This window comes from Curtobacterium sp. AB7, assembly GCF_044909335.1.
Classification (GTDB): Bacteria; Actinomycetota; Actinomycetes; order Actinomycetales; family Microbacteriaceae; genus Curtobacterium.
The window spans coordinates 911097-925799 of sequence record NZ_JBIYED010000001.1 but is presented as its reverse complement, the minus strand read 5'-3'; the positions used below and the strand labels follow the sequence as shown (position 1 = coordinate 925799).

Here is a 14703-nt window from a genome sequence, read left to right as displayed (position 1 = left end):
AGGTCTTCGTGCGTGTCCGTGGCAGCTGTTCACCTCCGCGCGTCGAGCAGGATCGATTCGAGACGGTGCACGATGCCGTCGAGTGTGAATCCGGCCGCACGACGGCGCCCGGCGTCTCCCAGCGAGTGTCGGAAGGCCGGGTCGAGCACCGTCCGACGCATGGCCGCGATGAGCGCGTCGATGCTGCCCGGTCGCACGAGGAGCCCGTCGACCTCGTCCGTGACGATCTCGGCGGGACCACCGGCCGAGCTCGCGATCACCGGACGCCCGGCGGCCATCGCCTCGACGACGACCTGCCCGAACCCTTCCTCGACGACGCTCGCGTGGACGGCGACGTCGCATCGCGCGAACTCCGCGGCGACGTCGTCCACCTGGCCGACGAAGTCGACCCGTTCGGCGATCTCGAGCTCGTGGACGAGCTCCCGGAGCCGAGCCTCGTGAGCATCGTCACGGTCGAAGAGCGCGCTCCCGACGAGCCGCAGTCGCGCACCGGGGAGCGTGTACTCCTGCACGATCGACGCGAAGGCCTTGATGACGAGGTCCTGCCCCTTCGATGGCGACAGTCGGCCGACGACGGTGAAGACCGGACCGTCCGGCGGCGCCGGGACCGTGTCGGGGATCGTCACCGGACAGCCCACCACGTGCACCGTGCGCCCGCCCAGCCGTGCCGAGTCCGCAGTGACCCGTGAGTTCGCGACGGCGCTGGTCGACAGCACACGGAGTGCTCCTCGCAGGAGTGCCGTGTTGCGCGGCCCGGCATCGCCGGACCCGAGGACGGCGTGGAGGTGCGCGACGACCGGCAGACCGACGAGACGGCCGGCGACACCGCCGTACAGGTGTGCCTTCGCAGAGTGCGTCGTCACGACGGAGACCTGTCGACGACGGAGGAGCGCGGCCAGCCGCGTCGCGACGCCGAGGACGGCGGAGCCCTTCCGCACGAGCGCAGCCGGTCCGGAGCTGGTCCGTCCCGTGTGCGCCCGGACCGAGGCGCCGAGGGGGACGACGGCGACGTCGACCCCCTTCGCGGCGAGAGCGCCCTCGAGTGGTCCGCGCTCCCCGAGGACCACCAGCGGCCGGATTCGTTCCGCAGCAGCCGTGACACGCAGGACGAAGAGCTCCGCACCCGACAGCTGCGCGGAGTGCGTGATGAACGCGACGACGGGGAGCCCGGTCACGAGTGCATCCACGAACGCACTTCGCGCCGGAAGCGTTCCGATGCGAAACCGTCTGCCGCGGATCGGCAGTCTTCGGGATCGAGCAGGACCGCTCGGTCGACCGCTTCCCTGAGCTCATCGCGGTCGGTGCTCGACAGGTGGACACCGGTCAGCGCGCCGACCGTGTCCCGAGCGCCGCCGTGGACCGAAGCGATCACAGGCGTCCCGAGCGCCATCGCCTCGACGGGGACGATGCCGAAGTCCTCGACGCCGGGGAAGGCGAACACGGCGGCGCGTTCCAGCAGGTGTGCGAGCATCGCGTCCGAGGGGGCGATCACGAAGGTGACGTCGACGGAGGCCAGATCGGCCACCGCTCGGAGGCGTGGCTCGTCGGGCCCGCATCCGGCGAGCACGACAGGGCGGCCGGCAGCAGCACCGGCCGCGATGACGGTCTCGAGCTCCTTGTAGGGAACGAACCGGGACGCACCGAGCACGAAACCGTCCGGCAGACCATCGAGCACCGATCGCTCACTGCCGCTGAGCAACTCAGGCGACGAGACCGCTCGGCGGACCCGGGTGACGTCGACCGGCGGGTGGATCACGGTCGACTCCACTCCCCAGGTCCGTCGCACCCGCTCCTGCACGAAGGCGCTGTTCACGGCGACGTTGCGGAGTCGCTGCGCGCGCCGACGATCGAGCCGTCGCAACGGCGGAGCCGCCACACGCACCGGGAGCGACCGCCCGCGGTGGTCGAGCTCCGGCGTCCACAGGTAGCGAGCCGGGGTGTGCACGTAGGTGAACTGTCGCTCCGGAGCGACGCCGGGGACGACGACATGGTGTGCGAAGAGGTGCGAACTGACCAGGGCCCAGTCGTGCTCACCGAGGGATCTCGCCGCCCGGGACCACACTGCGGGCATGATCGGGAGGGCGGCCGCTTTGTGACGGCGCAGAGCCGTGGCGGCGAGCAGGCTCTCGTGCACCCGGTCGCCGTACCGACCGGGGTCGTCGTTCCACAGTGCGAGCACATCGGCGTCCGGGTACATCCCGGCGAACTCGTCGAGCACCCGCTCCGCTCCGCCGATCCGCTCGATCCACTCGTGGACGAGCAAGCCGTGGCCGGTCATCGAACAGCTCCGGCCATCGACGAGTCGAACCGGACGAGCAACGCGACGAGCTCGTCCACGGCGCGGTCGATGCACGACGCCATGACGGCGAACTCCGTCGGGCCGCCGAGGACGGGGTCCGTGACGTCGTCGTCCGCTGACGTCGAGCCGGAGCCGGATGCGCGCTGGCGGCCGAGGAGCTCGTGTAGCGTGTCCCCGGCGCGGACCGTGTCGGCGTTCCAGGCGTCGAGGACGGGCGCTGCGAGCCGCTGCACCTCCAGCAGCGTGAACGTCCGCCTGAGCGCCGACGGCACGAGGTCGAGCACGGCACCACGCTGCGTCCGCTCCATCGTCAGGACGAGGTCCTGCTCACGCACGATGGACGCCGTGAGCTGCCGAGCGATGTGCCCGTCGAGCGAGCTCGGGGTCCTCAGGTGCGCACCGAGGAGTTCGTGCGCGGCTGCCCCCGCGACCGCTCGGGTACCCGAACTCGAGACGACCGTCGGACGGGCGCCGGCGAGCGTCTCCCAGCGTTCCGCGAAGGCGGCGGCCGCGTACGGCGATCGGCAGATGTTCCCTTCGCAGACGAACAGGATGCGCCGCGCGGTCACCGCGAACCACCATTCGCCCGCTCGCGTCGTGCACGACGGGGGCTCTCGCTGGTCGGTGCAGTGGGCGCGTAGCCGTAGTAGTCCGCGGGCCGCCGCAACCGGCGCACGCGGTTGGCGACGATGCCGAGGACGCGCGCACCGACGGATTCGAGCGTCTCGAGCGCGCGGGCGACGTCGCCTTGCAGCGCCCGACCGTCCACCGACGTGACGAAGAGCACCCCGGTCGCGTGGGCGGCGAGGACGGTGGGGTCGGTGACCGGCAGGACCGGCGGAGCGTCGATCACGACGGCGTCGTACTGCTGCTGCACCGTCTCGAGGAGCATCTCCATCTGACGCGAACCGAGCAGCTCCGCCGGGTTCGGGGGCACTCGTCCCGCAGCGAGGACGTGGAGGCCGTGTGCACCCACCGTCTGCACGGCGTCCTCGAGCTCGACCTGGTGCGTGAGCACCGTCGAGAGGCCGACGCGGCTCTCGATGTCGAGGTACACGCTCGTCGCCGGGCGTCGCATGTCCGCATCCACCAGGAGCACCCGCTGGTCGTTCTGGGCGAGCATCAGCGCGAGGTTCACCGCGGTCGAGGACTTGCCCTCACCGGGGACGGCACTCGTGACGACGACCGTCTGCGTGCCGCCGTCGAGGTTGGTGAACGTCAGGTGCGTGCGCAGCTGTCGGAAGGCTTCGGCACGGCCGGAGTAGACGTTCCCCGTGTCCACCAACGGCTTCGCCGCCGCCTCGTCGTCGAACGGGATCTCGGCGAGGACCGACGAGGCCGTCACCGAACGGATCGTGTCGACGGACCGGACCTTCCGGTCGGCTGTGTCACGGAGGAGCGCGACGCCGATACCGAGCCCGAGCCCGGCGAGGAGCCCGATGGTGAGGTTGACCGGGATCCGTGGCGATACCGGGACGCTGGGCACGATCGCGTCCTGGTAGACGCTGACCTGGACCAGGGCCGTGCCGTCCGTGTCGGTCCGTTCGATGCTGCCGATGACCTTCGTCAGCTCACGGGCGACCCCGTCGGCGAGCGCTGCTGCCCGCTCCGGATCGGACTGGGTCGCGGCGATCGTGAGGATCACCGTGTCACCGGAGGGCGACGCCTGCACGGCTGCGCGCAACTCGTCGAGCGTCGCGTGCACCCCGGCGGTCTCTGCGGCTGCTTCGAGGACGCGAGGGGACGTCGCGAGTTTCGCGTAGGAGGCGACGCGGGCCGCCGAGAACGCGCTCCCCTGACTGAGGTCGGACGCCGAGGCGCTCCCGCTCACCGACACGAAGAGCGAGGCCTCGGCGCGGAAGAGGGGCGTCTGCAGAAGCGAGAGCACGAGCGCCCCGCCGACGCCGAGCACGGTCAGCGTGGCGATCCACCAGCGCCGACGGCGGACGACGGCGAGGAACTGCGTGAGCGTCATGGGGACTCCCGATCGGTTGAGACAAACTAATATATAGCGTACCATGCAATGCATATCAGCTGAAAGGAAAACATGACCGTCCTCGGAGTGGCTCTCCTGTTGCTGGGCGCGGTGGCCCTGCTCCGTCGCGATCCGCGATGCATCGCCGTCGCACTCGGCGCTGGCGCCGGGCTTCCCGCGACCGCGGGGGTCTCCCTCGGCGGCATCAGCGTCAACCTGTTCGTCCTCGCGTGCGTGTTCGCGGCTGTTGGCTGGGCGACGACCCGGACGCGAACCGTCACCTCGGCGGCGGTGACGTTCCTGGTGGCGTTCGCGGTGTGGAGCACCGCTGCGACACTCCTCGGCCCCTGGGCGTTCCACGGCGTCCCGGTCCTCCTGCCGGAGAACGGGATCGACGAGCAGGTGAAGGCGCCGTCCGCGCTCGCCGTCACCGTCAGCAACCTCGCGCAGCCCGCGTTCCTGTGGGCATCGATGCTCGCGGTGCTCTTCCTCGTGCGGACCGGAACGGCGCGCACTGCCCTCTGGACCGCTGCCTGGACGGGTGTCGGGGGCAGCCTCGTCCGCGGGCTCCTCAAGGCGGTCGGGGCCGACGTCACCGGTCCCGTCCTGGACACGCTCGACATCGACTACAGCGCCCCTGGCGACCCTCGCCTGCGCGGTGTGTTCGCCGAGCCGAGCGAACTCGCGACGTTCTCACTCGGGGTCGCGGTCCTCGCTGTGGTCACCGTCGCCACGACGACAGGTCGCCGGCGCGCCTGGGCAGCGGTGCTCGCGGTCCTCGCCATCGCGGCAATCCTCGCGTCGGCGTCCGGCACGGCGGTCGCCGCGAGCGGGATCGTCCTGGCCGGGCTCCTGGCGGTCGTGCTCCTCCGGTACGTGGCGTCGCAAGGGCGCGGGACGCCGTGGATCGTGCTGAGCGTCATCGTCGTCGCGATCGCCGCACTGGCCGCGGGCGAGCGCCTGCTCGGCCCCGTCCTCGGGATCGTCGACGACAAGATCGGCAGTCAGTCCTACGACTCCAGGACGGCAGCCGATGCGCTCGGCATCCGGGTCCTCTGGGACACCTGGGGTCTCGGCGCGGGCCTCGGGAGCAACCGTTCCTCGTCCTTCGCGGTGACGCTGCTGAGTACCGTGGGCATCCCGGGCGTCCTCCTGTTCGTGTGCGCGATCGGCGCGGTCACCGTCGGCGCCGTCCGTCACCGACGGCTGATCGCCCCGATGGCCGGTCTGCTGGCGCTCCTCGTCGCGAAGTCGATCGCGGCACCCGACCTCTCGACCCCGCTGCTCTGGCTCCTGGTCGCCGCCACACTGCCGGTGGTCCGCACGGAAGCGGCCCGTCACGCCACGTCCACGACGGGCTCGACCGACGTCGAACCGAGACCCGCGACGACGCACGGAAGCGTCCTTCCCCGTCGTACTCCACCGGTGATCCGTCCGAGCGGCCGACGGCACGCTGCCCGGTAGTGTCGACCTCGTGCGATGGAGTCGAGTGAACTGGCCCGCGGTCGGCTACGTGTCGCTCGAGGACTTCGAGGGCGCCACCGAGCACCTGATCCGCCTGCTCGAGGACGCCCCACCACCCGTCGCAGCGCTCGCCACCGTGCGCTGGGTCGACGCCCGGATCGCATCCCTCACCGTCGAGGTGCCCGGCCGACACGGTGGCAGGACGTCTGCCCCCGACGAGGACACCGAGACGTCCGCCGCGGACATTCCCGGGCACGGCACCCCGGACCCGGTGACCGTGCACGCCGAGGTCGTCGTCCGCAACGACGAGGTGCTCGACACTGCGGACGGCCTCTGGCGGCGCTGGAACCACGCCCTGGTCACCCTCCGCCTCGACGACGCCGTGATCGACCCGCCGACCGTCGATCCCGCCGACCTGCTCGCCGGCGACGCGCACATCGCCCGCGGCGAGCTCGAACACGTGGGCGGCCTCGACGCGTGGGAGCTCCGCTTGCTCGTCTCCCCCGTCGGCGAGGTCTCGATCCGCTTCACGGACGCCCGGGTGTCGGTGCGCAGCGTCCCGGAGTCCGTCTACACGGCGCTGGACCAGCGACCGGCGCGCGGTTGGCACGGCCCCGTGCCGGACGGTTGGGTCGAGTACGCCACCGAGGTCGTGCGTGCCGCTTCGTACGGCGACCTGGGCGGGCTGCACCTGGCTGACGACGCGAGCGACGTCGACGACGTCGACCCGCGCTGGGGCTTCGCCCCGCTGCACGCCGCCGCCTGGTTCGACCGGCCCGAGATGCTCGAGGAGCTCCTGCGCCGCGGTGCGTCACTGCAGCTCACCGACACCGAGGGGCGGACGCCGCTGACGCTGGCGATCGACCGCGACGCTCGGCGGGCAGTCGAGGTGCTGACCGGCGCGGGCGCCGACCTGGAGGCACGGGACGCCGACGGCAACACCCCGATCGTCCGCGCTGCGTGGGGTGGCCACGCCGCGATCGTGCGTTCGCTCGCCGGCGCGGGTGCGGACACCAGGGCGTTCGGCTCACGGGGCGCGTCCCTGCTGATCGCCGCGGTCGACTCCGGTGACCTGGACACGGTGCGGTCCGTGCTCGCCCTCGACGTCGACGTGAACGCCGAGGACGACGAGGGCTCGACCGCCACCGCTCGCGCAGAACTGCTCCGCGACCGTGCGGTCGCGGAGCAGTTGGCGCACTACTACTCGGGGAGCTGATCGAGCGGGCGGACTACTCCGCCGTCTCGAGGGCGTTCGCCTGCGCGACCGTGCCGTACCAGCGGGCCGAACCCTTCGGCGTGCGCTCGAACGTCTCGGCGTCCCACGAGACCAGGCCGAAGGTCGGACGGAAGCCGGACGCCCACTCGTAGTTGTCCAGGAGCGACCAGTGCTGGTAACCGAGGACCTCGATGCCGTCGTCGATGCAGCGGTGGATGCCCTCGAGGGCGCCCTGCGTGTACGCGATGCGACGGGAGTCGTCGGCGGTGGCGATGCCGTTCTCGGTGATCATCAGCGGGACACCGCCGGACAGCTCCCACGCGCTGCGCAGCCCGTCGGCCGAGGCCTCGGGGTAGAACTCCCAGCCGGTGAGGGTCGTCTCGACGTCGTCCGCCACGGGCAAGGGGCCGGAAGCGCCGATGAAGGTCCGGGTGTACGCCTGCACGCCGAGGAAGTCGTCGCCGGCAGCGTTCTCGAGGTACCAGTCGTCGCGCGGGTACCCGTACTCGCGGAGCATCGCGTCCGCGCCAGGCTCACCGTTTGACTTGAACGCCTGCGTCGCGACGGTCCAGCCGCTCTGGATGCCACCCACCTGGGAGAGCACCTCCCGCGAACGCTTGTGGGACTCGAGCAGGGCGTCGGCCACGCCCAGGTCCGGGTTCGGCAGGCCGTACGCCACCAGGTTCGACGCGTCCTCGCCGCCGGCGAGCATCGCCGCGATGTTCGGCTCGTTGATCGTGCAGACGTACCGGACACCGTCGGACACCACGGGCAGCGCGGCTTCGGTGTAGCGGGCGAACAGGTCGGCCGCGTCGGGTGCGCGCCAGAAGCCGTCGCGTTCGAACCAGCGCGGCACCGTGAAGTGCATGAGGGTGACGATCGGCTCGATGCCGAACTCGTGGCACGTCTCGACCATGCGCCGGTAGTGGTCGACCTCGGCGCGGCTGACGAACCCGCGCTCGGGCTCGATGCGCGCCCACTCGATGCTGAACCGGTACGAGTTCAGGCCGAGCTCGGCGGCGATCCGGATGTCCTCGCGGTAGCGGTGGTAGCTGTCCGCGGCGTCGCCGGACGGCTCGACGATGGTGGTGTCGGGCTCGTGCTCGTGCACCCACCAGTTCGAGTTGACGTTGTTGCCCTCGATCTGGTGCGCAGCGGTGGCGGCGCCCCAGAGGAAGCCGTCGGGGAAGTTCAGCGTGGTGATGATGGGTCCTTTCAGTGCTGACTCAGGAAGGCGTCGAAGACGGCAACGGTCCCGAGCGGGTTCTCGATCTGGGGGCCGTGGTAGCTCTCGGCGATCACCTCGTACGACGCACCGAGACGCGAGGCCATGTCCGCCTGCCACGGGATCGGCCAGGCGCCGTCCCAGACGCCGTGCGCGACGAGCAGCGGCAGCCTGGTTGCGCGGAGTTCCTCGGTGGTGTCAGCGCGGTCCTCGAGGATCGCTGCGCCACCGAGCACGCTGAGCACGCTCGTGTGGTCGAAGCGCTCGCGGACCATCCGGGCGTCGTCGGGGAGCTCGGCGTCGGGGCGGCCGGCCCAGAGCGGGTTCTGCGCGTCGAACAACGCACGGTTGGAGCACGTGTCGGCGACGATCGTCTTCTCCGCGGCCTTGCGGTACGACCAGCCGTGCGGGCCGGAGCAGAACATCGTCACGTCGCGGAACGACGTCGGCGAGGCGATCGCCGCGGCACGGACGATCACACCGCCGAGCGAGTGGCCGATGAGGTGGACCGGAGCGCCGTCGTCGAGCAGTTCGGCGACGCGGACGACGTCGGCGGCCTCCTGCTCGAGCGTGTACGCCGTGCGGTCGTCGGGCGAGACCGAGTCGGCCTGTCCACGGCGGCTGATCGCCACCGCCGACCACCCGGCGTCGCGGAGGAGCGGCAGGAACGTGCGCCAGTCCTCCTTCGAGCCGGTGTACCCGGGGACGATGAGCACGACACCCTTCGACACTCCGGACGGCACGATCCGGTACGCGGTGAGCCGTCCGACGGGCAGGTCGATCCCGACGACGTCCACACCGTCCGGCGTCGGCAGATGGCCGAACGCCGGCACCGCCGGGAAGTCGTGCAGCGTGGTCACAGCCGACCCCGCTCACCGACCGAGCTCGCAGGCTCGCTCGGCACTGGCGTCGCGGCGCCGCTTCGCGACGCTCCCAGCCCCAGCGTGCGACGCGGGTTCGGCACGGCGTCGAGCAGGGCGATCGTGTACGGGTCCTGCGGGTTCTGCAGCACCTCGGCCGTCCGTCCCCGCTCGACCACGGCACCCTCGTGGAGCACCATGATGTCGTCGGTGATGAGGCGCGCGCTGAGCAGGTCGTGCGTGATGTAGAGGAGCGAGACGCCCCACTGCTCGCGCAGGTCCTCGAGCAGGGCGAGCACGCCGGCGCGCAAGGTCACGTCGAGCATCGAGACCGGCTCGTCGGCGATGATCACCTGCGGGTCGGACGCGAGTGCACGGGCGATGACGACGCGCTGCCGCTGCCCACCGGAGAGCTGGTGCGGGAGCTTCTGCGCGAACTGCTCCACCGGGGTCAGGCCCACGGTCTCGAGGAGCTCGAGCACGCGGCGCCGCGCGTCCTGCCCCTTCAGGTCCGTGTAGTTCGCGATCGGGCGGGACAGCGTGTACTCCACGGTGTGCAGCGGGTTGAGCGCCGCGTACGGGTCCTGGAACACCATCTGCACCTCGGACCGGAGGTCCCGCAGGCCGCGCTTGCCCAGGCGTGCGACGTCGAGGTCGCCGAACCGGACAGTGCCGGTCGTCGGCTTCTCGACCCCGGTCAGGAGCTTCGCGATGGTCGACTTGCCCGAACCGGACTGGCCGACCAGGGCGAGCGACTGCCCCGGCTCGAGGGTGAACGACACGTCGCGCACCGCCTGCACGGGCTGCTCGCCGCGACGCGGCGCCGGGTAGGTCTTCACGATGTTCGACACGACGATCGGGTTCTTCGCCGCCGAGCGCTCACGCGACCCGACGGTGCTGAACGACGACGTCGCTTCCTGCCGCTTCTCGCCGGACGTCGCACGCTGCGACCGGTCCGGGAAGCCGGGCAGGGACACGACCTCGGCCCGCGGGTCGGCGTAGTGCGACAGCAGCATCTGCGTGTACTCGTCCTGCGGGTTGCGCAGGAGCTCCTTCGAGCCGCCGTCCTCGACGATGCGGCCCTCGTGCATGACGAGCACTCGCTCGGTGGCCTCGAGCACGATGCCGAGGTCGTGGCTGATCAGGATCGCCGTGAAGCCCTCGGACTGCTGCAGCTCGATGATCGTGTCCATGACGGCGTGCTGGACGAGTACGTCGAGCGCCGTGGTCGGTTCGTCGAACACCATGAGCTGCGGTTCGAGCGACAGGGCCAGGGCGATCGAGACACGCTGCCGCATGCCGCCGGAGAGCTCCCCCGGGAAGCGGGCGAGCATCGACGTCGGCAACTTCACCTTCTCGATGAGCTCCTTCATCCGGGCGTCCCAACGGTCGCGCGACACGTGGCCGTGCGCCTTGAAGATGTCGATGAAGTGGTTCCGGACGGTGCGCACCGGGTTGAGCGCGTTCATGCCGGACTGCAGCACCATCGCGAAGCCGCCCTGGCGCTGCTGCCGGAGCGCTTCCTCGTCGAGGTCACGGATGTCGTGGCCGTTGAAGACGATGCTGCCGCCGTTCGTCCGCGCCGGCGGCTTCTGCAGACGCGTCAGCGCGTAGCCGAGCGTCGACTTGCCGGAACCGGACTCGCCCACCAGGCCGACGAACTCGCCCTTCCGCAAGCTGAACGACACGTGGTCGACCGCCTGGACGGCCGTCTGGCCGGCCGATTCGTACACGACCGACAGGTCGCGGACGTCCAGCAGGACGCCCTGGGCGTCACCACCGTCGGACGGGAGGCCCGTGGCGGCGCCGTCCCGCGCCTCCAGGCCGTCATCTGCGTACGTTCGCGAGCCGCTCATGCGGTCGCCTCCTTGCGCTTCGGGCGCGCGCCTTCGCGCAGCCGCGGGTTGGACACGGCGTCGACGCCGAAGTTGATCAGAGTGAGGCTCATCGCGAGCAGCGCGATGCAGAGGCCGGGCGCGAAGAGCAGGATCCACTGGCCGGTGAGCAGCGCGTTGGAGTTCTGCGCCCAGTAGAGGATCGTGCCCCAGCTGACGATCGACGAGTCGCCGAGCCCGAGGAACTCGAGGCCCGCCTCGGCCAGGATCGCGCTCGTGGCCGCCCCGAAGAACGAGCCGACGATGAGCGAGGTCATGTTCGGCAGGATCTCGCGGAACACGATGCGGGTCGCACCGTCACCGGAGAACTGCGCGGCGGTCACGAAGTCACGGCCACGCAGGGACTGCGTCTGGCTGCGCAGGACGCGCGCGCCCCAGGCCCAGCCGGTGACGACGATGACCGCGATGATGACCGCGATGCCGCCGTTCTGCAGGTACGCCGCGATGACGATCATCAGCGGCAGGCCCGGGATGACCAGGAACAGGTTCACGATGAAGCCGATGACCTCGCCGATCCACCCGCGGACGTAGCCCCAGCTGAGGCCGATCGCGACGGCGACGAGCGTCGACAGGATGCCGGCGACGGCGCCCACCATCACGGAGATCCGAGCACCGTAGATGATCTGGGACAGGACGTCCTCGCCGGCGGCGGTAGTGCCCATCCAGTGGTCGGCGGTCGCGTCGGCGGACCGGGCGAAGCCGTTCTGGCTGGCGCCGTACGGGGCCAGGAGCGGCGCGAAGATCGCGACCAGCACGAACACCGCGAGGATGATGATGCCGATCCGGGCCTTCGAGTTCGACCAGACGACGCCGAACTGGCGGGCGATGCTGCGCCAGCGGCTCGGAGCCGTCTGCTCGTCCTGGGTCCGAACGGCGACGGTTGCGTTGGGGGTGCTCGTGTTGGTCATCGACGCGTCCTCGGGTCCAGGACGCCGTACATGACGTCCACGATGAAGTTGGCGATGAGCACCGACACGGTGATCATCAGGAAGAGGGCCTGCATCAGCGGGTAGTCCTGCCCGATGACGGCGTTGAACAGCAGGTAGCCGATGCCGGGGTAGCCGAAGACCTGCTCGACCAGCACCGAACCGCCGACCACGCCACCGAGTGCCAGGCCGAAGCCGGTCAGGTTCGGCAGGATCGCGTTCCGCGCCGCGTACCGGACGGCCACGGTGCGGCCGCGCAGACCGTTCGCCTCGGCGAAGGTCACGTAGTCGTCACCGAGCGTGTTGATCATCGCGTTGCGCATGCCGATGATCCAGCCACCGAGGCTCGTCACCAGGATCGTGACCGCCGGCAGCACCGCGTGCTGCAGGGCATCGGCTGCGAACGCTCCGTTGAGCCCCGGGGTGGTGGTCGCCGAGTAGGCACCCGTGGTCGGGAACCAGTGCAGCACGTATCCGAGGAAGAACAGCAGGAGCAGGGCGGTCCAGAAGTACGGGAACGTCGACATGAACGACCCCGACAGCGTCGGGAGCGAGTCCAGCCAGGTGCCGCGCTTCCACGCCGCCGCGACGCCGATCAGGGTGCCGAGGACGAACGCGAGGATCGTGACGACGCCGACCAGGATGAGCGTGTACGGCAGGGCCTTCGACACGAGGTCGCCGACGGGCTGCGGGTAGAACGTGTAGCTCACCCCGAAGTCGAGCGTGACGACCTGGTGCAGGTAGTTGACGTACTGGTCCCACAGGTTGCCCGTGGGGACGCCGAGCTGGGCCTCGATGGCCTTCTTGGTGGCTTCGGTGACGGGGCCGTTCTGGCTGAGCTTCGCCAGCGCGGCGTCCGACGGGCTGCCCGGCATCAGGCGTGGGAGCACGAAGTTCAGCGTGACCGCGGCCCAGAGGGTCAGGACGAAGAGGACGAGTTTCTGGAGGATGTACTTCACTTCTGGTCCTCTTGCTGCTTCAGGATCTCCTGGCCGGCTGCGCTGTCCCGGAGCCGGAGCTTCGAGAAGATGAGCAGCGGTGCGGAGTCGTAGTTCTGCGGGGCCATGTACGGGTCCTCGGCGCTGGGCCAACCGACGAACTTGCCGGTGTTGAACAGCCCCCAGAGCCCGCCGTAGTACATGCCGATCACGGGCAGCTCGTCGTACACGATCTCCTGCAGCTGATTGAGGATCTCCTGCTGCTTCGCCGTGTCCGTCGTCGCCTTGTACTCGTCGAGGAGCTTCTGGGTGTCGGCGTTCTTGTAGCGCTCGTAGTTGTTCACCGTCGACTTGCCGACCGGCTGGTAGAAGTCGCTGCTGAGCAGGGAGTTGAACGCCTGGTAGACGTCACCGTTGCCCATGCCGCCCATCGCCATGTCGAAGGTGCCGTTGTTGATGTTCTGCTGGTACCCGGCGGGCTGTGGTGCCTGGATCGTCACCTTCACGCCGATGGCCGTCAGGTCACGACGGACCTCCTGCGCGGCGCGGAGCCAGTCCGAGTAGCCGTTCGCGGTCATGATGGTGATGGACAGCTGCTTGCCGTCCTTCACGATCTTCCCGCCCTGCTCGGTCCAGCCGGACTTCGCGAACGCGGCCTTCGCAGCGTCGACGTCCTGCGTGATCATGCCCTTGTCCGGGATGTCCGGGTTGAGGTACTGCTCCTGGTTCGGCAGGATCAGGCCGGTCTGGCCCGCTGCTGCCAGGTTGCCCTCGGACGCGGTCTCGGCGATGTCGTCACGGTTCAGCGCGAGCGAGATGCCCTTGCGGACGTTGACGTCGTTGTACGGCGCCTTCGTCAGGTTCGGGATGAGGCCGATCACACCACCGGCCGGGAACCACCACTGGTTCGTCTTCGACGCGGCGCCCCAGGTGCCCTTGACGTCCGAGATGAACGAGTACGCCCAGTCGTAGCCGCGGGTGACGGTGTCGAGCTGCGTGTTCGTCGCCGGCAGGATGAGGTGCTTGATGGCGATCTTGTCGGCCTGCCAGTACGTCGGGTTCTTGTCCATCGAGTACTGCTGGTCGGTGTAGTTGCCGAGCACGAACGGACCGGTGCCGACCGGGTTCGGGTCCCGCCAGGTGGTGGGGTCCTTCACACCGCCCCAGTGCTGCTCGCCGAGGATGTACGTCGCGCCGATGATGTTCAGACTCGGCACGTCGTCGCTCTTGAGGTGGAAGACGACGTGGTCGCCGTCCACCTCGATGCTCTTGATGTGCTGCCAGGCGCCCTTGACGTCCATCGCCGGGAACTTCTTGAGCAGGTCGAACGTGAAGACGACGTCCTTCGCGGAGAACGGCGAGCCGTCCGACCACTCGACGCCCTGGCGGATCGTCATGTCGATCGTGCTGGCGTCCGGCTGGCTCCACTTGCTGGCCAGCCACGGGGTGCCCTTGCCGTCGAGGGGGTTGATCTCGATGAGCGGCTCGTACATCCACTTGGAGGCCGTGCGGGCGTTCGCGATGTACGGGTTGAAGTTGCGGTCGAACAGCGGGTTGCCGTGGTCCGCGTTGATGAGCATCGTGTCCTTGCCGATCGTGGGATCGGGTTCGGACCGGACCTGGATGCTGCAGCCCGTGGCCATGAGGGCCACGGCTGCGAGCCCGGCGATCGCCGCGACGAGGCGTCCGCGTCGTCGGGTGCTGCCGGGGCGCGTTCCGGGAGCGCGGGTCCCGGGGTCGCGCTTGCCGCGCGTGCGCTGTGGGGGAAGCGTCATTGCTCGGTCGACCTCCGTGTCGAATCGGTACTGCGCCAATGTATGCGCTTACATCGCGTCGCGCAACACCGGGGTTCCGTGCCGGGGCGGTACGCAGCTGCGGGCGGCAGCAGCGAGGGTCGGAGCGAGG

The 14703-nt window shown here is 70.0% G+C and carries 12 protein-coding genes; 2 read left to right on the top strand and 10 right to left on the bottom strand.

Going from position 1 to position 14703, the window contains the following annotated elements:
- Positions 1-29: 29 nt before the first annotated feature.
- Genes ABH929_RS04655 through ABH929_RS04640 form a run of 4 tightly spaced genes read right to left on the bottom strand, consistent with a single transcriptional unit; the run spans position 30 to position 4274 of the window.
- Positions 30-1175: a glycosyltransferase gene (locus tag ABH929_RS04655; RefSeq protein WP_263091499.1), complete on the bottom strand. Its 1146-nt coding sequence runs from the start codon at positions 1173-1175 to the stop codon at positions 30-32.
- Positions 1172-2278, bottom strand: a complete 1107-nt coding sequence (locus ABH929_RS04650; protein ID WP_263054988.1) for a glycosyltransferase — start codon at positions 2276-2278, stop codon at positions 1172-1174. Before ABH929_RS04650 ends, ABH929_RS04655 begins: the two co-directional genes overlap by 4 nt.
- Positions 2275-2868: a hypothetical protein gene (locus tag ABH929_RS04645; RefSeq protein ID WP_263054987.1), complete on the bottom strand. Its 594-nt coding sequence runs from the start codon at positions 2866-2868 to the stop codon at positions 2275-2277. Before ABH929_RS04645 ends, ABH929_RS04650 begins: the two co-directional genes overlap by 4 nt.
- On the bottom strand, positions 2865-4274 hold the full coding sequence (locus tag ABH929_RS04640) for a polysaccharide biosynthesis tyrosine autokinase (RefSeq protein ID WP_263054986.1): 1410 nt from the start codon (positions 4272-4274) through the stop codon (positions 2865-2867). Before ABH929_RS04640 ends, ABH929_RS04645 begins: the two co-directional genes overlap by 4 nt.
- A 72-nt stretch (positions 4275-4346) precedes the next feature.
- On the opposite strand from ABH929_RS04640, the gene ABH929_RS04635 reads away from it, so the two are divergent.
- Positions 4347-5738, top strand: a complete 1392-nt coding sequence (locus tag ABH929_RS04635; RefSeq protein WP_263054985.1) for a hypothetical protein — start codon at positions 4347-4349, stop codon at positions 5736-5738.
- 10 nt (positions 5739-5748) lie between these two features.
- The gene (locus ABH929_RS04630) at positions 5749-6954 is read left to right on the top strand and encodes an ankyrin repeat domain-containing protein (protein WP_263091497.1); all 1206 of its coding nucleotides are present in this window, start codon (positions 5749-5751) and stop codon (positions 6952-6954) included.
- 13 nt (positions 6955-6967) lie between these two features.
- On the opposite strand, the gene ABH929_RS04625 is transcribed toward ABH929_RS04630, so the two are convergent.
- From ABH929_RS04625 to ABH929_RS04600, 6 genes are read right to left on the bottom strand one after another with little or no spacing between them, the layout of a single operon-like run.
- Positions 6968-8161 carry a glycoside hydrolase family 1 protein gene (locus tag ABH929_RS04625; protein ID WP_374114440.1) on the bottom strand — a complete coding sequence of 398 codons (1194 nt, stop codon included), beginning with the start codon at positions 8159-8161 and terminating at the stop codon, positions 6968-6970.
- An 8-nt stretch (positions 8162-8169) separates the two neighbouring features.
- Positions 8170-9039, bottom strand: a complete 870-nt coding sequence (locus ABH929_RS04620; RefSeq protein WP_263054983.1) for an alpha/beta fold hydrolase — start codon at positions 9037-9039, stop codon at positions 8170-8172.
- Complete coding sequence (locus ABH929_RS04615; RefSeq protein WP_404560311.1) at positions 9036-10895, bottom strand: ABC transporter ATP-binding protein; 1860 nt, start codon at positions 10893-10895, stop codon at positions 9036-9038. The genes ABH929_RS04620 and ABH929_RS04615 overlap by 4 nt, the downstream gene beginning before the upstream one ends.
- Positions 10892-11842: an ABC transporter permease gene (locus tag ABH929_RS04610; RefSeq protein ID WP_263054981.1), complete on the bottom strand. Its 951-nt coding sequence runs from the start codon at positions 11840-11842 to the stop codon at positions 10892-10894. Before ABH929_RS04610 ends, ABH929_RS04615 begins: the two co-directional genes overlap by 4 nt.
- Positions 11839-12819 carry an ABC transporter permease gene (locus tag ABH929_RS04605; RefSeq protein ID WP_111085432.1) on the bottom strand — a complete coding sequence of 327 codons (981 nt, stop codon included), beginning with the start codon at positions 12817-12819 and terminating at the stop codon, positions 11839-11841. The genes ABH929_RS04610 and ABH929_RS04605 overlap by 4 nt, the downstream gene beginning before the upstream one ends.
- Complete coding sequence (locus ABH929_RS04600; RefSeq protein WP_263054980.1) at positions 12816-14573, bottom strand: ABC transporter substrate-binding protein; 1758 nt, start codon at positions 14571-14573, stop codon at positions 12816-12818. Before ABH929_RS04600 ends, ABH929_RS04605 begins: the two co-directional genes overlap by 4 nt.
- Positions 14574-14703: the final 130 nt, after the last annotated feature.

Excerpts from the sequence above, each read along its gene's own strand:
- ABH929_RS04650 (WP_263054988.1), bottom strand. The coding sequence starts at position 2,278 with ATGACCGGCCACGGCTTGCTCGTCCACGAGTGGATCGAGCGGATCGGC.
- ABH929_RS04640 (WP_263054986.1), bottom strand. The coding sequence starts at position 4,274 with ATGACGCTCACGCAGTTCCTCGCCGTCGTCCGCCGTCGGCGCTGGTGG.
- ABH929_RS04635 (WP_263054985.1), top strand. The coding sequence starts at position 4,347 with ATGACCGTCCTCGGAGTGGCTCTCCTGTTGCTGGGCGCGGTGGCCCTG.
- ABH929_RS04615 (WP_404560311.1), bottom strand. The coding sequence starts at position 10,895 with ATGAGCGGCTCGCGAACGTACGCAGATGACGGCCTGGAGGCGCGGGAC.
- ABH929_RS04610 (WP_263054981.1), bottom strand. The coding sequence starts at position 11,842 with ATGACCAACACGAGCACCCCCAACGCAACCGTCGCCGTTCGGACCCAG.
- ABH929_RS04600 (WP_263054980.1), bottom strand. The coding sequence starts at position 14,573 with ATGACGCTTCCCCCACAGCGCACGCGCGGCAAGCGCGACCCCGGGACC.